Genomic DNA, 19,172 nt, shown 5'->3' with positions numbered 1-19,172 from the left:
GGACCGCGAAGCTGGACTGACCCGCATCGACATCGGCGATCGTCAGCGCACCGCCGGTCGCGAGCTGGCCATCGACCAGCGCCACGTCTTCCTGCACGGCACCGATGGCCGTGCCGGCGATCACCGGCACATCGTTGGTGCCGGTGATGGTCACGGTCACCACCTGGTTGGCCGTGCCGTCGAGCGACACCGCGGTGAAGCTGTCGGTGAGCGACTGGCCCGCGCCCAGTTGCTGGATCGCCGCCTGGCTGTTGCTGGCGGTATAGCTCCAGCTGCCGTCGGCCGCCAGCGTGAAGCTGCCCAGGCCGTTGCTGCCGGCGGTGCCCGCCTGGACCGCGAAGCTGGACTGACCCGCATCGACATCGGCGATCGTCAGCGCGCCACTGGTCGCGAGACTGCTCCCGACCACCGCCACGTCTTCCTGCACGGCACCGCTCGCCGCACCGGCGATCACCGGCACATCGTTGGTGCCGGTGATGGTCACGGTCACCAACTGGTTGGCCGTGCCGTCGAGCGACACCGCGGTGAAGCTGTCGGTGAGCGACTGGCCTGCACCCAGTTGCTGGATCGCCGCCTGGGTGTTGCTGGCGGTGTAGCTCCAGCTGCCGTCGGCCGCCAGCGAGAAGCTGCCCAGGCCGTTGCTGCCGGCGGTGCCCGCCTGGACCGCGAAGCTGGACTGGCCCGCATCGACATCGGCGATCGTCAGCGCGCCACTGGTCGCGAGCTGGCCACCGACCACCGCCATGTCTTCCTGCACGGCACCGCTGGCCGCGCCGGCGATCACCGGCACATCGTTGGTGCCGGTGATGGTCACGGTCACCAACTGGTTGGCCGTGCCGTCGAGCGACACCGCGGTGAAGCTGTCGGTGAGCGACTGGCCTGCACCCAGTTGCTGGATCGCCGCCTGGGTGTTGCTGGCGGTGTAGCTCCAGCTGCCGTCGGCCGCCAGCGAGAAGCTGCCCAGGCCATTGCTGCCGGCGGTGCCCGCCTGGACCGCGAAGCTGGACTGGCCCGCATCGACATCGGCGATCGTCAGCGCGCCGCCGGTCGCGAGCTGGCCACCGACCACCGCCACGTCTTCCTGCACGGCACCGCTGGCCGCGCCGGCGATCACCGGTACATAGTTGATGGCGGTGTGGGTCGGACTGCGTTCGACGCCGTCAACGAGAATTCTCAAAGTCTCAGTCATTTGGACCGTCAGCGTGGACGATCCGAAGGTAAATACGAAATCGCTCGCCGAACCGTTGGAAACCTCCCCTGTCCTTGCATTCGTCACGGCGGCGAGATGGGCCATATAGGCGGAAATCTGTGTCTGGATGGCGGACTGCAACCACTGCGCCCCGGTGAGCTGAAGTTCAAGCGTATCGATGCCCGATCCGCCTGTGTAGACGTCCTTGGTACCCGCGAGACTGTTTTCCGTGACGTTGTAGACGAGGGTGTCGGCGCCGGAACCGCCGTTCAGTTGGTCGCTGCCACTTCCGCCATTCAGAACGTCGTTCCCTGCGCCGCCGTTCAAGGAATCGCTTCCTGCGCCTCCATTGACGACATCGTTGCCATTGCCGCTGTTGATGACGTCATTGCCGCTCGTGCCACTGATGATGTCGTTGTCGTTGGATCCGGTGATGGTAGACATTGATTTCCTTCATGTTGGAGTGAGCGCCTGCTGGTAAGGGATGACCGGGATCTGAGCTTGCGAGGCATTTGTTACTGACTCAGGGGATCGCTTCCCTCAGCGAGTGCCCGAAACAGGGTGGTCATGTAACCATTTATAACTAAATGTACAACGAAAGGTCAATACGCGGAAACGTCCGTGGTGACGCGGAAAGCGCGACTTTTTTCTCATAGCGCGGCCGTCCGATGGTGCGATCGGGAACAACCAGCATGCGACCCCTGATGCCATGCTTCCGCATCGAGACATTGGATGAACTCGGGGGGTCGACGGTCAAAGACGGGAGTTTTGAATGGCGAGGTAGTGACAGAACGCCAGCTTGTCTGCACGTACGGCCGCGCACAGAAGTTGGTCGACACCTACCTCAAGTCAAAGGTGGTGTGTGCCGGCTGGGAAACGCATCCCAGTGTGGCGACCCTGCATCCGCCGGTCGACGGAGTGCTGCTGAAGGCCATGCGCTGATTCACCTGGGACCAGCGCAGCGAAATCCCAGCCGCCCGGTGCCATCAACGCGAGCGTGTGACGTCGCTGATCAACCCCGCCCCCGCGTCTCCGACGGCCGCTCCCCAAACCGCGCCCGGTACTGCGCCGCGAAGTGCCCCAGATGCAGAAACCCGTACTTCTGCGCCACCTCCCGCACACCGCCCCCAGCCACGCCAGCGGATGCCAGCAATTCGCCCCGCACCTTGTCGAGCCTGAGTTCCCGCAAAAACTCCATCGGCCCCTGCCCCGCATGCTGGCGAAACGCCAGTTGCAAGGCCCGCGCGCTGCACCCGACTTCGCGGCAAACATCGGCCAGTGACAGGGGCTGATCGGCATGCGCCGCCATGTATTCCTGTGCCTTGCGGACCACTCGCGGCAGCAGGCTGCGCTGCGCTTCGCCGGCAAGCGCCCGCGAATAATTGTGGCCCGCCGACATCAACAGGCTCGACATCAGAAATTCCTCGGCATGCTCGGCAAGCCGGCCGCCGGATTGCAGCGCGTTGCCCGCGTCGAGTGTCAGCCGCAGGTAGTCGATGAAGTGCACCAGCGGCGCCAATGCGGGGTTGTCCAGCGGTACGCCCAAATCGAACACCAGATGCTGCCTGACCGGCGCCTGGAGCAAGGATTCGAGCCGCGAGAGCAGCGCCGAACGGGCCAGCCGCACGATCAGGTGCGGGCTGTCGTCGGCCCAGCGCATCGACAGCGGCTCGGTGGGCGAGGGCAGCGAGGCGAGGGTGGGGGTCGCATCCACATGCTGCGCGCCGCAGCGGATCTCGGCGCCGCCGCGCAACGGAATCTGCAACAAAAAGAAATCCTGCAGGAAGCCGGGGTCGATCTGCACGCCCGGGCCGTACTGCACGTAATTGAGGCTCACATCCCGATACAGGCGGGCGCTGTGGTGGCAGGCGTCGAGCTCGGTGCGCGGCCGCAGCATGACCAGGCCGTGCGGGCAGAACACGCGGGCCACGCTCTCGCGCGCCTCGTCCATGTCGTGGCTCTCGAAGAGTCGATAGCGCTGCAGCGGCAGCCGTGGGGCAATGGCGGTTTCCATGTGGGCATGGGCACCGTAGCAAAAACCATCCCCGCCCACAATTCGGGCCTCCCCTCGACAAAAACTGCGCGCCAGGGACAGGGCCCGCGTTTCCGGGATCCGCCAGCGGCCTGCTTCCTCATAACGTTCGCTCCTCAGGCCATCCCGGCCTGGCCGATCAACCGAGGAGAGCAAGCGTCATGTTCAAGGGACTCGAGGGCAAGAGCGCCATCGTCACCGGTGGCTCCACACTGATAGGCGCCGGCGTGGTGCGTGCGCTGCACGCGGCCGGCGTCAAGGTCGTCATCGCCGACATCGATGCCGACAACGGCCAGCCGCTGGCCGATTCGCTCGGCGCCGGCGCGCGCTTCGTGCGCACCGACATCACCGACGACGCCCAGGTGCAGGCCTGCGTGGCGGAGGCGGCCGCGCGGCACGGTGGCGTGCATTTCCTGGTCAACCTGGCGTGCTCCTATGTGGACGACGGCTTCAAGTCGCCGCGCGCCGACTGGCTCACCTCGTTCAACGTCAACGTGGCGAGCGCGGTCGTCATGCTGCAGGCCGTGCACCCGCACATGGTCGCGGCCGGGGGCGGGGCGGTGGTCAATTTCACCAGCATCTCGTCGCGCGTGGCGCAGACCGGGCGCTGGCTCTACCCGGTGAGCAAGGCCGCAATGGCGCAGCTCACCCGCAACATGGCGATGGACCTGGCGCCCGACCGCATCCGCGTCAACAGCGTCTCGCCGGGCTGGACCTGGTCGGCGGTGATGGACAAGCTCAGCGGCGGCGACCGCGCCAAGACCGACCGCGTGGCCGCGCCCTTCCATCTGCTCGGGCGCGTCGGCGATCCGGACGAAGTGGCGCAGGTTGTGCTGTTCCTGTGTTCGGACCATGCCAGTTTCGTGACCGGCTCCGATTACGCGGTGGACGGCGGCTATGCCGCCATGGGCCCCGAGCAGGCCGTCCCCGCCATTCCCAAGTTGATGGACTAACCAGATCAAGGAGCAAGCAATGAAACGCATCGCCATCGTCGGCGCGGGCCAGTCGGGCCTGCAATTGGGGCTCGGACTGCTCGCGGCAGGCTACGAGGTCACGCTGTTCAGCAACCGGACGGGTGAGGACATCCGCCGCGGCAAGGTCATGTCGAGCCAGTGCATGTTCCACACCTCGCTGCAGATCGAGCGCGACCTGGGCCTGGACCAGTGGGGGCGCGATTGCCCCACGGTGGACGGCATCGGGCTGGCCGTGCCCCATCCCGAGTTGAAGGGCGCCAAGGCCATCGACTGGGCCGCGCGGCTGAACTCGAGCGCGCAGTCGGTCGACCAGCGCGTGAAGATCCCGGCCTGGATGGAAGAGTTCCAGAAGAAGGGCGGCGAACTCATCCTCAAGGACGCGGGCATCGACGAGCTGGAGGCCTGCACCCGAAGCCACGATCTCACGCTCGTCGCCAGCGGCAAGGGCGAGATCTCGAAGCTCTTCGAGCGCGACGCCCACAAGTCCACCTTCGACCAGCCGCAGCGCGCACTGGCACTGACTTACGTGAAGGGAATGACGCCGCGCGAGCCCTTCTCCGCCGTGTGCTTCAACCTGATCCCCGGCGTCGGCGAATACTTCGTGTTCCCGGCGCTGACCACCACGGGGCCCTGCGAGATCATGGTGTTCGAGGGCGTGCCGGGCGGCCCGATGGATTGCTGGGCCGACGTGAAGACCCCGCAGGAGCACCTGGCGCGCAGCCAGTGGATCCTCGACACCTTCGCGCCCTGGGAGGCCGAGCGCTGCAAGCGCATCGAACTGACCGACGACAACGGCATCCTCGCGGGCCGCTTCGCGCCGACGGTGCGCAAGCCGGTCGCAACCTTGCCCTCCGGGCGCAAGGTGCTCGGCCTGGCCGACGTGGTGGTGCTCAACGACCCGATCACGGGCCAGGGCTCCAACAACGCGGCCAAGTGCGCCGACACCTACCTGAAGAGCATCCTCGCGCGCGGCGACGGCGCGGCCGACGCGGCCTGGATGCAGCAGACCTTCGACCGCTACTGGTTCGGCTACGCGCAGTGGGTCGCGCAGTGGACCAACATGCTGCTCGCGCCGCCGCCGCCCCATGTGCTCAAGCTGCTGGGGAGCGCCGGTGCGATCCCGCCGCTGGCCAGCGCCATCGCCAACGGCTTCGACGATCCGCGCACCTTCTTCCCGTGGTTCGTCGACCCCGCGGAGGCGGACCGCTACATCGAAACCTGCGCCGCCGTCGCTTAAGCCCGGAGCCCGAGCATGAAGCGAAGCGTGGCCATCGTCGGCGCCGGACAGTCCGGCATGCAGCTCGCGCTCGGCCTGCAGCGCGCGGGGCACGAGGTGACGGTGTTCTCGAACCGCACGGGGCAGGAGATCTTCGAGGGCCCGGTGATGTCCAGCCAGTGCATGTTCGAGACCGCACTGCAGACCGAGCGCGAGCTGGCGCTGGACTGGTGGGCGGACGAATGTCCCTCCGTGGAGGGCATCGGCATGGTGGTGCGCAGCCCCGAAGGCAGCAAGGCCATCGAATGGAGCGCGAAGCTCGACGGGCCCGCGCAGTCGATCGACCAGCGGCTCAAGATACCCGCCTGGATGGCCGAGTTCGAACAGCGCGGCGGCCGGCTGGTGGTGCAGGACGTGGGGCTGGCCGAGCTGGAAGCCTGCGCCGCCACCCACGAGCTCGTGGTCGTCGCCAGCGGCAAGGGCGAGATCTCGCAACTGTTCGAGCGCGATGCGGAGCGCTCGCCGTTCCACCAGCCCCAGCGCGCCCTGGCGCTCACCTACGTGAAGGGCATGAAGCCCGCCCAGCCGTATGCGCGGGTGTGCTTCAACCTGATCCCCGGCGTGGGCGAGTACTTCGTGTTCCCGGCGCTGACCACCACGGGCCCGTGCGAGATCATGGTGTTCGAAGGCGTGCCCGGCGGCCCGATGGATTGCTGGTCGGACGTGAAGACGCCGCAGGAGCACCTCGCGCGCAGCAAGTGGATCCTCGACACCTTCCTGCCCTGGGAAGCCGAGCGCTGCGGCGACATCGCGCTCGCCGACGACCACGGCATCCTGGCGGGGCGCTTCGCACCGACGGTGCGCAAGCCGGTGGCAACCTTGCCTTCCGGACGCAAGGTGCTGGGCCTGGCCGACGCGGTGGTGCTCAACGACCCGATCACCGGCCAGGGCTCCAACAACGCGGCCAAGGCCGCCGACATCTACCTGAAACGGATCCTCGAACACGGCGATGCGCCCTTCGACGCCGCCTGGATGCAGCAGACCTTCGACCGCTACTGGGAAGGCTATGCCCGCTGGGCCACCGACTGGACCAACAGCCTGCTCGCAGCACCGAAGCCGCACGTGCAGAAGTTATTGCAGTCCGCCACCCACATGCCCGCGGTCGCGAGCACCATCGTCAACGGCTTCGACGACCCGCGTGTCTTCGCGCCCTGGTGGTTCGATGCCGTCGAGACCGACCGCTTTCTGGAAAGCAGGGCGCGCGAGGCGGCGGCCGACCGTTTCGACCGGCGCGATTTCCGCAAGGCGCTCGGGCAGTTCACCACCGGCGTGACCGTCATCACGACCCGGGGCATCGACGGCCGCCGCGTGGGCATGACGGCCAACTCGTTCTCGTCGGTCTCGCTGGACCCGCCGCTGGTGCTGTGGAGCCTGGCCCGGCAGGCGCCGAGCGTGGCCGACTTCACCGGCGCCAGCCATTTCGCGATCAACGTGCTGGCGGCGCACCAGCATCACCTGTCGCGGCAGTTCTCGACACCGCAGCCGGACAAGTTCGGCGGGGTGGACTGCTGCGAGGGAACGGCCGGCGTGCCGCTGCTGAATGGCGTCATCGCCCGCTTCATCTGTCGCAACGTGAGGCAGTATGACGGCGGCGACCACCTGATCTTCATCGGCGAGGTCGAGCGCTACGACCGCTTCGACGGCGAGCCGCTGGTCTTTCATTCGGGCTACTACCAGGTGACGACGCGACATCCGGAATGCGTGCAATGAGCGCGCGGCCCGCACCACCATCCACTCATTGAACGGAGCACTTCACATGCAGGACAAAGCATCCACCCCCACGCGCCACATCCGCATCCAGGCCACCGACGGCAGCGGCAGCTTCGACGGCTACCTCGCCGTGCCGCGCTCGGGCAGCGGGCCCGGCCTGGTGCTGGCGCAGGAGATCTTCGGCGTGAACCAGACCATGCGCGACGTGGCCGACTACTACGCCGAGGAAGGCTATGTGGTGCTCGTGCCCGACCTGTTCTGGCGCCAGCAGCCCGATGTCGAACTGGGCTATTCACCCGACGACTGGCAGCGTGCCTTTGCCCTCTACAAGGGCTTCGACGAGGCCCGCGGCGTGGAGGACATCCAGGCCGCGATCACCGCTTTGCGCGGGCGGCCCGAAGTGCAGGACGCCAAGGTCGGCGTGCTCGGCTTCTGCCTGGGCGGCAAGCTGGCCTACCTGGCGGCCTGCCGCACCGATGCGGACGTGGCCGTCGGCTACTACGGCGTGGGCATCGACGCGGCGCTGGATGAGGCCGACCGCATCCGCTGCCGCCTCGCCCTGCACGTGGCCGAGCTCGACGCCTTCTGCCCGCCCGAGGCACGCGAGCGCATCGTGAATGCGCTGCGCGGCCGGCCGAAGGTCGAGGTGCATGTGTACCCCGGTGTCGACCATGCGTTTGCGCGGGTGGGCGGCGAGCACTACCACCGGGCCTCGGCGCTGATGGCGCACGAGCGCAGCATCGCCGCGCTGAAGAGCGCCATCGGCCCGCACTACGACCTGGCCGCGCTGTGGGACAAGCACTGCGAGTACGAGTTTGCGACGCGCAACGTCGACGACACGATGGGCACGATGGTGGCCGAGCCCTACGTCAACCACATCCCGACCATGACCGGCGGCGTGGGCTACAAGGCGCTGCACCACTTCTACTCGAACCACTTCGTCAACAGCAATCCGCCCGATACCTCGCTGGTGCCGATCTCGCGCACCGTGGGCGCGTCGCAGGTGGTCGACGAGATGCTGTTCTGCTTCACGCACACGACGGAGATTCCGTGGATGCTGCCGGGGGTGGCGCCGACGGGCAGGCGGGTGGAGATACCGCTGCTGGCGGTGGTCAAGTTCCGCGGCGACAAGCTCTACCACGAGCACATCTACTGGGACCAGGCGAGTGTGCTGGTGCAGGTGGGGTTGCTGGATGCGGCGGGGTTGCCGGTGGCGGGGGTGGAGACGGCGCGCAAGCTGCTGGACGAGACGCTGCCGTCGAATGCCTTGATGGGTGGGCGGGAAGGGGGTTGACTCGCTATGCTGCTCCGGCCAGGAGCTTGTTTGGCTGCGAATTCGCAGTACCGGTATTCGCTCATGGGACGGGATCGAACAAGGGGTCCGCATCGGGGTCGAAGGCTTCCTGATCCATGAAGCGGCCATGCGCACGCATCAGCAGCAGGAGGTATTGGTCGGCATGGCGGCAGCCTGTCAGCCCAGGATCGATTTGTAGTTCCTTGCCTGCCTGGGTCGGCAGGTGGCCACCGCCCAGCTCAACAATGCGAGCCAGCGCGCCATAGCCTGGCACCCAGGCTTGCGCATCCGGGAACACCTCGCGCAGACTGGCCAGGATCTGCATGCCGGCGTAGTCGAGGTCGCCGAAGAAGCGCACGGGGCACGGCGCATTGGTGAACAGCCATTCTTCGACCCGCTGGATGCATGCCGGCGCGGCGCTCGGCGTGCGCACATACAGCCGGCAGCCTTCGCGGGAGCGCAGGCGCCTGGCGCTGCCCTTGAAGCCCGCGGCATAGACGAGCAGACTGGCGGCCCAACTCGGCTTGCGCCGGTCGGCCATGCGCTTGAAGCTGACCAGGTTCTCGACGAAGAGCACCTCGTCGAACGCGCTTGCCGGATCGGGCAGCGCCACGAGAAGCTGAATCGGCGCCTCGTGGAACTGCCCAGGGGCCGCCCCCAGCAATGCACGCAGGGGTTTGTGTAGCTACAATAACTTCATGCAAGTGACCTTCGACCAAGCGAAACGAGCCAAGACGCTCGCAGAGCGGGGTTTGGATTTCGCTGATGCCGCCCTCGTGTTTGAGGGCGACACCCTGGAGGTCGAAGACGACCGCAGGGACTACGGCGAAGTCCGCATCATCTGCTTCGGCTTGCTGGCCGGGCGCATGGTGGTTGTCGGCTATACCCCGCGTGGCGCGGATCGCCACGTCTTCAGCATGAGGAAAGCAAATGAACGCGAACAAGATCGCATCGGCCCGCACCTTGGGCTCTGATTTGGCGAAGGTGGACAGCCACCAGGTGCAGGCCTCGGAGTACGACGAGTTGCCGGAACTGTCGGATGACATGCTGGCGCGAGCAACGGTGAACCGCGGCGGCCGGCCACGCTCGGCATCAAGCAAGGTGCTGCTGTCGGTTCGGTACAGCCAGGAGGTGGTCGACTTCTTTCGGGCGACGGGCGACGGCTGGCAGTCCCGGATGGACGGAGTGCTGAAGGAGTACGTCGCGCAGCATTCGCGTAGATAGGGAGCGCGCCGGCTTGGCCGACGCGGTGGTGCTCAATCACGCCCGACTTGGCGCGTCCCAGTAGCGTCCAAGGTTTGGCGCTCGGGCCAGCCCTTACGTGGCTTCCTTGCGAATGACGGACGCGGATATTCGATGCGCTCAACCGCGCGAGCAGCCTGGAGCTGTTCCCGCGGCGGCTCAGTCCAGGCCGAGGATGGCCCGGTTGCGGGCCTTGAGCGTGTCAACCGTCTTCGCCGTCGCGCCCGGGCCGGGTTCGAGACGCACGTCGCGCAACCCGAGACTGCGCCTCCCCACGCGCAGGCCCACCGGCTCGACAGGCTGACCGCTGTCGTGCTCGACGAGCCGCAGCGGTGCTTCGTGCCCGCACCACTGGTCGCCCCATTGCATCAATGCGACGAGTGCCGGATAGAGAGCCTCGCCCTTCCGCGTCAGCCGGTATTCGTTGCGCCGCTCGCTGCCCTCGGCCTCGTCGGCGCGGTCTTCATCGCGGTGGCGCTGTTCGTTGCCGAATGTGCGCACCAGCGCATTGCACGAGCGGTTCGCCACCCGGCCGGCCCGGCCGCCGCTGCGTCCAGCACGGCCCGCTGAGGCGATGGCGCGCTCGCGCCGAGGCGGCCTGAAGGCATCAACTCTCGTTGTGCGCGACCTGCACGCGGCTGCGCGTGCGTGCCGCGACGTCATAGACGTTGAAGTCCTTCATCGAGCGTCCGTACAGGTGCAAGCTCACGGCCCTTGGGCGCTCGGTCGGAACACCGGTCATGTGGATGTGGTCCGGATTCGGGACAAAGCTTGTCACCGCGCCGCGCGTGAGCAGCAGGACGCCGCCGCGCGCGAGTTCGATGTCGTCGTCGCCACTCTCGGGCGACATGCGTAGATAGCTGCGCTCCTCCAGCACGCCTTCGACGACGCCGACAACGCCCCAGCTGCCGTGGTCGTGCACCGGTGTCCACTGGCCCGGACACCAAACCAGCGCGTAGAGCGACAGGCCGTGGTCCGGGTCGTCACGGATGAGGTTTCGTGCGTACCCGTTCGGATCGCTTCGATAGTGCTGCGGCTGCAGGAACGCAGCGGCTTCACCTATCAACTCCAGCATCAGCGGCGCCAGGGCCAGCACACGGTCGGCGGCCTCCGAGTGCATGCGGCTGCCTGCAGCAGCCTGGGAGAGAAAGTCGTCCAGCGTGGATGTCGTCATGGCGCGATTGTCGGCGGCCCGTTCGGGAAACGGTCCTCGTCCAAGCCCGATTACCAGTTTTCCGTGATGGTGTGATTGAAACAGAAGATACACACTTAAACATGTTTCGTTGAGTTTGTCTTCATTTCGGAAATCACTCATGCCGGCGCCTGTCCAAGCCAATAGCACCTTCCGTCAGCCCTGGCGCTGCGTGCCCACATCACTCGCAAGAACCCTTCGGCATCTGCTGCCCGTGCTTGCACTGCTTGTCGCCGGGAGCGCCTACGCGGCGGACTATTCGGCCGGCGCCGCGGGCAACGGAGGACTCGGACTTTCCGGCGGGACGGGAGGCACCGGTGGCGGCGCGGCCGTGGTCTCGGGAGAAGGCGCCACCGCGGTCGGTGCGGGCGGTGATGGCGGCACCGGAGCCGCTGGCGGATTCGGCGGCGCGGGCGGGACGGGCGCCAGCGCAACCGCAAACGGCGCGACGGCCGTCGGCGGCGGTGGTGCCGGCGCGCGAGGCGAGGCGGGGGGAACGGGCGGCGCAGGGGGAACTGGCGCCCAGGCTTCGGCGGGCGGTGCGATCGCGCTCGGTGCGGGAGGCGCGGGAAGCGATGGTTGTTGCGGCGGCACCGGCCAGGCGGGCGGCAGCGGCGCGCAGGCTTCGGGCAATGGCGCGGTCGCCATCGGAAGCGCCTCGGGCACCAGCCGGGGCGCCTTGGCCTCGGGCGACGGCAGCACCGCGATCGGCGGCGCGAACAACGGGGCTTCGGGCGCGAGCGCATTGGCCACGGGCAGCGTGGCGATCGGGTCCGGCAGCCAGGTCGCAAGCGGCGCGAACGGCAGCGTGGCCATCGGCGCGAACGCGGTCGCCACGGCGGCCAACACGGTGTCTTTCGGGACTGCGGGCCAAACGCGCGGCCTGGTCAATGTCAGCGCCGGATCGGTGACCGCCACGAGCACGGACGCCATCAACGGCAGCCAGCTGTATACCGTGCAGCAGACCTCGAACACGGCGGCATCGGCCGCCACGGCTGCACAAGCCACCGCCAACTCGGCGCTGGGCGTGGCGCAGAACTCGGCGCAGTACGGCGCGGGCGGCACCTCGCTGCAACTCAACGCCAATGGCGGCGCAGGCACCACCATCAGCAACGTCAGCGCAGGCCAGGCGTCCACCGATGCGGCCAATGTCGGCCAGGTGCAGCAGGCCCAGCAAACGGCCATCGCCACGGCGAACAACTTCACTGTCCAGCAGGTCAGTGCGCTTCAGACCCTGATGAATCAGGCGTTGGCCAGCGGCGTGTGTGCGGTGGGGGCCGGCGGCGCCGTTGCCTGCGGTGCCGGGGCCACCGCGCGTGGCGCGGGCAGCACCTCGATGGGCACGAACGCCCAGGCCAATGGAGAGAAGACCGTCGCCATCGGGAATGGTGCCCAGGCCAGCCATGCCGGCTCGGTCGCCATCGGCGCGGGTGCCAGGGCGCTGGCCGATCCCACGACCGCGGTGGGCAACGACGCAGTGGCCGCCGGCAACAACGCCGTCGCCCTCGGCGCCAATACGCTGGCCACGGGCAGCAACGCGGTCGCGCTGGGGCAGGGGTCGTTGGCCGACCGGGACAACACCGTGTCGGTGGGCAACGCAGCCACCGGCCAGTGGCGCGCTATCACGAATGTCGCGCCGGGTCTGCTGGGCACCGATGCCGTCAACGTCAATCAGTTGCAGCAGGCGGTGGGCAAGACGAATGACTTTGCGGCGCAAGGTGTGGCAGCCTCGTTGGCCATGCCGTCGATGCCGGCCTTGCCGGCGGGCAAGAAGTGGATGGGCGCGGCGGCCGGCAACTATGCGGGCGCGTCGGCCATCGGCTTCGCTTTCGGCTACCAGGTCAGCGACAGCCTGAACCTCGGGCTGGGCGTCTCCACCGCAACCAGCGGCAGCAGCAACCGCGCCGCCGCCCGGGTGCAGGCAGGCTACGCCTGGTGACGAAGGTCGCCCGGCTGGCTGTGCATGCCTTCCAAGGGGGCGCATACACAGCCAATTTCAATGCTTCAGTGGCCTAGAGATACCGCCTCGGGTTCGCGGCACGGTAGAAGGTGGGAAGCAGAGGCGTGACGCTACCCGGGCTGGGTGTAAGCGCCTTCTGCCAAAGCTTTGGCGAGCACATCGGACGGGTCTATCAGGCGCACGCCTGGATGGCGCGACAGCGTACGCAACGCCAAAGGAATCTCCGTGCAAGCAAGCACCAATGTCGAGAGGCCATGACGCTCCACCAGGCGTTGGGCAACCTTCTCGAAGTGCATGCGCGCCAAGCCAAGATTGCCTGCTTTCACACCGTCGCAAATTCCATTCATCACCAGCAGCTGCTCTTCGCGCGTTGGCGCATGGCAATGAATGCCTGCTCGCTGCAACGCTGATTCGTAAAGCTGGGTCTTGTGCGTACCCATCGTGGCCATCAGGCCCACTGCCTCGACACGATCCATCCGGAGCTTGTTGACTGTTTGTTCCACGATGTGCAGCAATTCCACTTCCGGACAACTGTGCCGCAGTGCTTCATGCCACGCATGCGCTGTGTTGCACGGTATGGCTACCGTCTTCGCCCCTAGCGCTTTCAGTTGCCGCAGCCCTGCCACCAGCCCGGGTAAGGGGCTGGGCGCCCCATCGATCAATGCGTTGGTTCGATCAGGCACCGGCAACTGTGCCAGCCAGTGTTCAGGAAAAGCCTGATCGACGACCAACTCTCCACGCTCCTTGAGGAACGCATCGCAAGCCTGAACGAACAATTGGACGAAATTGGCCCCCGCAGCGGGGCCCATCCCGCCCAGAATGCCAACAATGGCCGGCTTGGTCGACACAGACACGATCAGCGCAGCATCGACGACATGGCTGAACAGCAGTTCAGCATGCGCACCGCCGCTTCCACCGTGTCGGCGGTGAAGCGCAGGGTGACGCCGTCGAGGCGCTCGAACGCCGGCCACTGGCAGAACAGGTCGGCCAGCGAAGGCGACTGGGTGCGCAGCGTGACCGCCTGCGGTCCCTTGAAGACCAGTGGGCTCGCATGGGAGCGCGCAGCCAGCGCCTGCGCCACGCCGGCACGGATCGCCTGGCGCGACTGTTCGGGCGAGAGCGACACACCGCTGTTGAAGCCTGTGGCCCGCTTGGTCTGCACGAAGGTGGCATGCGGAAAGATCGGCCGGTTCTCGGCGATGAACACATCGTCCCCGCTGGCCATCACGACCGGGACGCCGTATTCGCCGGCCAGGGCGCCGTAGAGTCCGGCCTCGCCCAGCGCCTGATCGGCCAGCCAGATGCCGGCGAAGGCAAAGCTGTTGATCGTGTGCGCGAGGATGCCGCGTCCCTGGGCGCGCGAGTGGTAGCCCACCATGCAGACCGCGTCCACGCCTTCCTCGACGCCCGCCACCATGCTCAGGTAGCGTGGCTTGCCCTGCACGACGCGCGCGCGCGGGTCGAGCACGTCGGGCGGCATGTTGCGAAAGCCGCCGTGCGAGTCGTTGACCAGCACCTCGGTGGCGCCGGCATCGAAGGCGCCGGCGATCGCGGCATTGGCTTCCTGCGTCATCAGCAGGCGGGCGCGTTCGAACTCCGGGTTGCCGGGGCGGGTCTGCTCCGAGTGGTAGACGCCTGCGACGCCTTCGATGTCGGTGGAGATCAGGACTTTCATGTGGGAACGCGCGATTGCGCGAAGGAGGAAAGGCAAGAGGGTGGCAGCAGCTCGCTGAGCGCCGCCCGGTGGTTGCCATCGCGGCCCGTCACGGCCGTGGCGCGCCAGAGCGCGTGCAGGATGGCCTGCTCGGTGCTGTCGGCTGCAGCCTGGAAGAGGCCATCGAGCAACCCGTCATGCACCATCGCCATGGCCGGCATCGGGCGATCGACCCGGTCCGGCACCGTGTAGGCGGTGGAGAAGGCCAGCACGATGTCGCCGCTGCCATGGCCGAAGACCGAACCGGTGCGCGCCAGCCCGGCGCCCGCGCGCAGCGCCAGCCGGCGCAACTGGCGCGCATCGAGCGGCGCATCGGTGGCGACGATGATGATGATCGAGCCCTTTTCCGGTTCTTCGGGCACGGCCGGGCTTTGCGCCGCCAGTCGTTCGCCGACCGCGTGGCCGGCAAGCACCATCTGCGGCTGACGCCCGTAGTTGGCCAGTACCAGCGCGCCCACCGTGTGCAGCTCGCCATCGGGTGCCGACGACACGCGGCGGGAGGCGCTGCCGATGCCACCCTTGAGCTGAAAGCTCGACATGCCGCGTCCCGCGCCGACCGAGCCCTGGGCGAAGTCGGCATCGGCGCTGGCCAGTGCGTGCAGGTAGTCGGCTTCGGTGACCGCCAAGCGCTGGATGTCGTTGAGAAAACCGTCGTTGCACTCGAAGACCAGCGGATTGACCGTGGGCAGCGACCGGCCGCTCTCGGGGTTGGCCGCCACGCAATGGCGGATCTGCGCCGTGGCCACCGTGCCGACCGAGAAGGTGTTGGTCAGCGCAATCGGCGTCTCCAGCACGCCGAGCTCGGCCAGCTGCACCAGGCCCACGCTCTTGCCGAAGCCGTTGAGCACCACGGCGGCCGCCGGCACCTTGTCGCGGAAGGGATCGCCGGCGTGCGGCCGCACGACCGTCACGCCGGTCTGCACGTCGCCGTCGTCCAGCGTCCGATGACCGACCGTGACGCCTTCGACGTCGGTGATGGCGTTGCGCGCGCCCTGGAGCAGGTTGCCGATGCAGGGCAGGGGAGTGGATGACATGAAGAAGGAATTACTGCCGGTCGATCTTCGGATCGAGCGCATCGCGCAATGCGTCGCCCAGGAGGTTGAAGGCCAGCACGGTGAAGAAGATGGCCAGGCTCGGGAACAGCGCCACGTGCGGCGAGGTGACCATGTCGGCGCGGGCCTCGTTGAGCATCGCGCCCCACTCGGGCGTCGGCGGCTGCGCCCCCATGCCGAGGAACGACAGGCTGGCGGCCGTGATGATCGAGGTGCCCACGCGCATCGAGAAGTACACGACGATCGACGAGATGGTGCCCGGCAGGATGTGCCGCACGATGATGGTCCAGTCCGACGCGCCGATGCTGCGCTCGGCCTCAATGTAGGTCTGCTGCTTCAGCACCAGCGTGTTGCCGCGCACCAGGCGCGCGAAGGCCGGCACGCTGAAGACCGACACCGCCACCACCACGTTGGTCATGCTGCTGCCCAGGATGGCGACCACGCCCAGCGCCAGCAGGATGCCGGGGAAGGCGAACAGCACGTCCGAGATGCGCATCACGATGCGGTCCCACCAGCCTTCGTAGTAGCCCGCGAGCAGGCCGAAGGCCGTGCCGATGAAGCCGCCCACCAGCACCGACAGGAAGCCGGCGGCCAGCGAGATGCGCGTGCCCATCAGGATGCGGCTGAAGATGTCGCGCCCCAGCGGGTCGACGCCGAACCAGTGCGTGGCCGAAGGCCCGCTGTTCAGCATGTCGTAGTCGAAGAAGTTCTCCGCGTCGAAGGGCGCGATCCACGGTGCGAACACCGCGACGAACACCAGCAGCAGGACGAAGATCGCCGCGACGATGCCCACGGGCTGCTTCTTGAAGCGGCGCCAGCATTCGCCCCAGGGCGTGCGGACCTTGCCCGCGCTTTGCACCGCGGCGACAGGGGAGAGAGGAACGATGGATTCGGCAGGCACGCCGATAGCTTGCGTCATGGCTGCTGGCTCACTTGTAGCGGATGGTGGGGTTGATGAAGCCATAGAGCACATCGACCACCAGGTTGATCAGGATGAATTCGAGCGAGAACAGCAGCACCAGCGTCTGGATGACCGGGTAGTCGCGCATCTGCACGGCATCGACCAGCAGGCGGCCGAGGCCGGGCCAGTTGAAGACCGCCTCGACCAGGATCGAGCCGCCCAGGAGAAAGCCGAACTGCAGGCCCATCATCGTGACGACCGGAATCAGCGCGTTGCGCAGGCAGTGCTTGATGATGACGGTGCGCTCGCGCACGCCCTTGGCGCGCGCGGTGCGCACGAAGTCTTCCTGGATCACCTCGACGAAAGACGCGCGCGTGAAGCGCGCCATCACGGCGGCCACTGCCGCACCCAGCGTGATCGAGGGCAGGATGTAGTGCTGCCAGGTGGCGGCACCCACCGTGGGCAGCCAGCCGAGCTGGACCGAGAAGATCTGCATCAGCAGCATGCCGAGTGCAAATGCAGGAAAGGAGATGCCCGACACGGCCAGCGTCATGCCCAGCCGGTCGGGCCATTGGTTGCGGAACACGGCAGAGACGATGCCGATGCCCATGCCGAAGATCACCGCCCACACCATGCTGGTGATGGTCAGCATCACCGTCGGGAAGAAGCGCTCGGCGATCTCCGTCGACACCGGCCGCCGCGTGCGGATCGAGGTGCCGAAGTCGCCTTGCAGCATGCGGGTGAAGAAGCTCGCGAACTGCTGAGGCAGCGGCTTGTCGAGGCCCAGCTCCTGGCGCACCACGGCCACGGTCTGCTCGTCGGCGTCCTGGCCGGCGGCAAGGCGCGCCGGGTCGCCGGGCAGCATGTGGACGAACAGGAACACCAGCACCGCCACGATGAGCAGGGTGGGGACGAGGCCCAACAGTCGTTTGAGAAAGTAATTCAGCATGGGGTGCGGGTGTCGCGAACGGGCGGCAGCAAGCGTTGCCGCCCGCCGGACAGTCAGTCAGAAAACGAAGGACCGGCGATCAGTCCGACACGGAAATCGCGTCGATGTTGATGTTGGCGTCAGGCATCACGAACACGCCCGACAGACGCTTCGAGTGCGCCGACAGGTTCTGCTCCGTGACCAGCGGCACGCGCGGCAGGTCCTTGCGGATTTCATCCTGCGCGGTCTTGTAGAGCGCGGCCTTTTCCTTGTCGTCCACGGTGATCAGCGCCTTGGCCAGCGCGGCGTCCACCACGTCGCTCTTGTAGAACGACATGTTGTTGAGCTTCGGCGCCCACGACTCGGAAGCGAACAGCGGGCGCAGGCCCCAATCGGCTTCACCCGTGGACGAAGACCAGCCCGTGTAGTACATGCGGACCTTGGCCGTCTTGGGATCGGGCCAGGCATCGACCTGCTCCGTGCGCTGGCCCACCTCGAGCGCCAGCACCTGCAGCTTGATGCCCACCTGTGCGAGCTGCTGCTGCACGAACTGGATGGTCTTCTGGCTGGTCGTGTTGTTGTAGGCACTCCACAACACCGACTCGAAGCCGTCCGGGTAGCCGGCTTCCTTCAGCAGTTCCTTGGCCTTCTTCACGTCGTACGGAATCGGGGCCATCTTCTCGGCGAACTTCACGCCCTGCGGCATCACGCCCTGCGCGGGGAAGGCATAGCCGCCGAAGGCGACCTTGGCGAGCGCTTCCTTGTTGATGGCGTAGCCGATCGCTTCGCGCACCTTCGGGTTGTCATACGGCTTTTGCAGCATGTTGAAAGCCAGGAAGCGCGTGATGATCGAGGGCGTCGCCACCACTTCGAGCTTGTCGCTCTTCTTCAGCAGCTCGGCCTGCTCGTAGGGAATGGGGAAGGCGAAGTCGGCCTCGCCGGTCTGCAGCATCGCGGCGCGCGTGTTGTTCTCGAGCACCGGCTTCCACGAGATGCTGTCGATCTTCGGGTAGCCCTTCTTCCAGTAGCCGTCGAACTTCTTGGCCTTGACGGCATCGGTCTGCTTCCACTCGACGAATTCGAAGGGGCCGGTGCCCACGGGGTGGAAGGCGATGTCCTTGTTGCCCCACTTCTGCAGCGCGGTGGGCGAGATCATGGCAGCCGAGGCGTGGGCCAGCGAGTTGATGAAGGGGCCGAAGGGCTCCTTCAGCGTGATGCGCACGGTGCTGGCGTTCACCGCCTCGACCTTGCCCACGCGGTTGAACTGGTTGTAGCGCAGCAGCTTGTTGTCCTGGTTCAGCACGCGCTCGAGCGTGATCTTCACGGCCTCGGCGTTGAAGTCGGTGCCGTCGTGGAACTTCACGCCGGTGCGCAGCTTGATGGTGTAGACCAGGCCGTCCTTCGACACGTCGTAGCTCTCGGCGAGCACGTTCTGCACCTTCAGGTCCTTGTCGAACTGGAACAGGCCTTCATAGAAGGTCTTGGTCACCGCCGTGGTGATGGTGGTGTTGGTGTTGTACGGGTCCAGCGTTTCCGGCTGGTAGCCGATCGACAGCACCACGTCGCGCGCGGCCAGTGCCGTGCCCGATGCGGCCAACGCGGCCAGGCCCAGCAGTGCGGATGCCCAGCGCAGGGAGGAAGAGGATTGCTTCAAGGAAGAACTCCAGTCGGTTCGTGGAAAAAAGCAGGAGGGCCTGCGGGATGAAAA

The 19,172-nt window shown here is 66.9% G+C and carries 19 protein-coding genes and 1 pseudogene; 9 read left to right on the top strand and 11 right to left on the bottom strand.

Translation table 11 applies throughout. The annotated features are described in order from the left end of the window. A partial coding sequence (locus AC1DYD_RS11235) for a VCBS domain-containing protein (protein WP_478172804.1) occupies window positions 1-1,633 on the bottom strand: 1,633 nt, incomplete at its 3' end. 339 nt (window positions 1,634-1,972) lie between these two features. On the opposite strand from AC1DYD_RS11235, the gene AC1DYD_RS11230 reads away from it, so the two are divergent. Beyond that, window positions 1,973-2,131, top strand: coding sequence for a hypothetical protein (locus tag AC1DYD_RS11230; protein WP_478172803.1), 159 nt, complete (start codon window positions 1,973-1,975; stop codon window positions 2,129-2,131). 70 nt (window positions 2,132-2,201) lie between these two features. On the opposite strand, the gene AC1DYD_RS11225 is transcribed toward AC1DYD_RS11230, so the two are convergent. After that, a complete protein-coding gene (locus AC1DYD_RS11225) occupies window positions 2,202-3,203 on the bottom strand; it encodes an AraC family transcriptional regulator (protein ID WP_478172802.1) in 1,002 nt (333 codons plus the stop codon). A 179-nt stretch (window positions 3,204-3,382) separates the two neighbouring features. On the opposite strand from AC1DYD_RS11225, the gene AC1DYD_RS11220 reads away from it, so the two are divergent. From AC1DYD_RS11220 to AC1DYD_RS11200, 5 genes and pseudogenes are all read left to right on the top strand, one after another. Further along, window positions 3,383-4,174, top strand: coding sequence for an SDR family oxidoreductase (locus tag AC1DYD_RS11220; RefSeq protein ID WP_478172801.1), 792 nt, complete (start codon window positions 3,383-3,385; stop codon window positions 4,172-4,174). 19 nt (window positions 4,175-4,193) lie between these two features. Then, complete coding sequence (locus tag AC1DYD_RS11215) at window positions 4,194-5,432, top strand: styrene monooxygenase/indole monooxygenase family protein (protein WP_478172800.1); 1,239 nt, start codon at window positions 4,194-4,196, stop codon at window positions 5,430-5,432. A gap of 15 nt (window positions 5,433-5,447) precedes the next feature. Then, window positions 5,448-6,683: pseudogene (locus AC1DYD_RS11210) on the top strand (styrene monooxygenase/indole monooxygenase family protein); the annotation flags it as partial. Beyond that, complete coding sequence (locus tag AC1DYD_RS11205) at window positions 6,657-7,181, top strand: flavin reductase family protein (RefSeq protein ID WP_478172815.1); 525 nt, start codon at window positions 6,657-6,659, stop codon at window positions 7,179-7,181. The pseudogene AC1DYD_RS11210 and the gene AC1DYD_RS11205, both read left to right, overlap by 27 nt. A gap of 46 nt (window positions 7,182-7,227) precedes the next feature. After that, entirely contained in the window at window positions 7,228-8,475 is a 1,248-nt protein-coding gene (locus AC1DYD_RS11200) for a dienelactone hydrolase family protein (RefSeq protein ID WP_478172799.1), read from the top strand. 61 nt (window positions 8,476-8,536) lie between these two features. Here the strand turns inward: AC1DYD_RS11200 and AC1DYD_RS11195 are convergent, their stop codons facing one another. After that, complete coding sequence (locus AC1DYD_RS11195; RefSeq protein WP_478172798.1) at window positions 8,537-9,088, bottom strand: Wadjet anti-phage system protein JetD domain-containing protein; 552 nt, start codon at window positions 9,086-9,088, stop codon at window positions 8,537-8,539. An 85-nt stretch (window positions 9,089-9,173) separates the two neighbouring features. Here AC1DYD_RS11195 and AC1DYD_RS11190 point away from each other — a divergent pair, with 85 nt between their 5' ends. Then, a complete protein-coding gene (locus tag AC1DYD_RS11190; RefSeq protein ID WP_478172797.1) occupies window positions 9,174-9,449 on the top strand; it encodes a BrnT family toxin in 276 nt (91 codons plus the stop codon). Beyond that, window positions 9,406-9,699: a BrnA antitoxin family protein gene (locus tag AC1DYD_RS11185; RefSeq protein WP_478172796.1), complete on the top strand. Its 294-nt coding sequence runs from the start codon at window positions 9,406-9,408 to the stop codon at window positions 9,697-9,699. The genes AC1DYD_RS11190 and AC1DYD_RS11185 overlap by 44 nt, the downstream gene beginning before the upstream one ends. 177 nt (window positions 9,700-9,876) lie before the next feature. On the opposite strand, the gene AC1DYD_RS11180 is transcribed toward AC1DYD_RS11185, so the two are convergent. Further along, a complete protein-coding gene (locus tag AC1DYD_RS11180) occupies window positions 9,877-10,218 on the bottom strand; it encodes a winged helix-turn-helix transcriptional regulator (RefSeq protein WP_478172795.1) in 342 nt (113 codons plus the stop codon). A 106-nt stretch (window positions 10,219-10,324) separates the two neighbouring features. Further along, window positions 10,325-11,032, bottom strand: a complete 708-nt coding sequence (locus AC1DYD_RS11175) for a cysteine dioxygenase family protein (protein ID WP_478172794.1) — start codon at window positions 11,030-11,032, stop codon at window positions 10,325-10,327. Between the two features lie 91 nt (window positions 11,033-11,123). Between AC1DYD_RS11175 and AC1DYD_RS11170 the strand changes: the two genes are divergently transcribed. Beyond that, entirely contained in the window at window positions 11,124-12,848 is a 1,725-nt protein-coding gene (locus AC1DYD_RS11170; protein ID WP_478172793.1) for a YadA family autotransporter adhesin, read from the top strand. 131 nt (window positions 12,849-12,979) lie between these two features. On the opposite strand, the gene AC1DYD_RS11165 is transcribed toward AC1DYD_RS11170, so the two are convergent. The 6 genes from AC1DYD_RS11165 to gsiB all read right to left on the bottom strand — a co-directional run bounded on the left by AC1DYD_RS11165 (window position 12,980) and on the right by gsiB (window position 19,118). Next, window positions 12,980-13,717 carry an aspartate/glutamate racemase family protein gene (locus tag AC1DYD_RS11165; protein ID WP_478172792.1) on the bottom strand — a complete coding sequence of 246 codons (738 nt, stop codon included), beginning with the start codon at window positions 13,715-13,717 and terminating at the stop codon, window positions 12,980-12,982. 8 nt (window positions 13,718-13,725) lie between these two features. After that, window positions 13,726-14,544 carry a M55 family metallopeptidase gene (locus AC1DYD_RS11160; protein WP_478172791.1) on the bottom strand — a complete coding sequence of 273 codons (819 nt, stop codon included), beginning with the start codon at window positions 14,542-14,544 and terminating at the stop codon, window positions 13,726-13,728. Continuing rightward, window positions 14,541-15,617, bottom strand: coding sequence for a P1 family peptidase (locus tag AC1DYD_RS11155; RefSeq protein WP_478172790.1), 1,077 nt, complete (start codon window positions 15,615-15,617; stop codon window positions 14,541-14,543). The genes AC1DYD_RS11160 and AC1DYD_RS11155 overlap by 4 nt, the downstream gene beginning before the upstream one ends. Window positions 15,618-15,627: 10 nt before the next feature. Next, window positions 15,628-16,554 (bottom strand): glutathione ABC transporter permease GsiD, encoded by a 927-nt coding sequence (gsiD, locus tag AC1DYD_RS11150; protein WP_478172789.1) that lies wholly within the window; start codon window positions 16,552-16,554, stop codon window positions 15,628-15,630. Window positions 16,555-16,564: 10 nt separating this feature from the next. Beyond that, window positions 16,565-17,485 (bottom strand): glutathione ABC transporter permease GsiC, encoded by a 921-nt coding sequence (gene gsiC / locus AC1DYD_RS11145; protein ID WP_478172788.1) that lies wholly within the window; start codon window positions 17,483-17,485, stop codon window positions 16,565-16,567. A gap of 79 nt (window positions 17,486-17,564) precedes the next feature. Continuing rightward, complete coding sequence (gene gsiB, locus AC1DYD_RS11140; RefSeq protein ID WP_478172787.1) at window positions 17,565-19,118, bottom strand: glutathione ABC transporter substrate-binding protein GsiB; 1,554 nt, start codon at window positions 19,116-19,118, stop codon at window positions 17,565-17,567. Between the last annotated feature and the right edge of the window lie 54 nt (window positions 19,119-19,172).

It is taken from the genome of Variovorax sp. P4_B11 (assembly GCF_056402355.1).
Note: the sequence above shows the minus strand (reverse complement) of the source record. Positions and strands in the feature narration are given on the sequence as shown.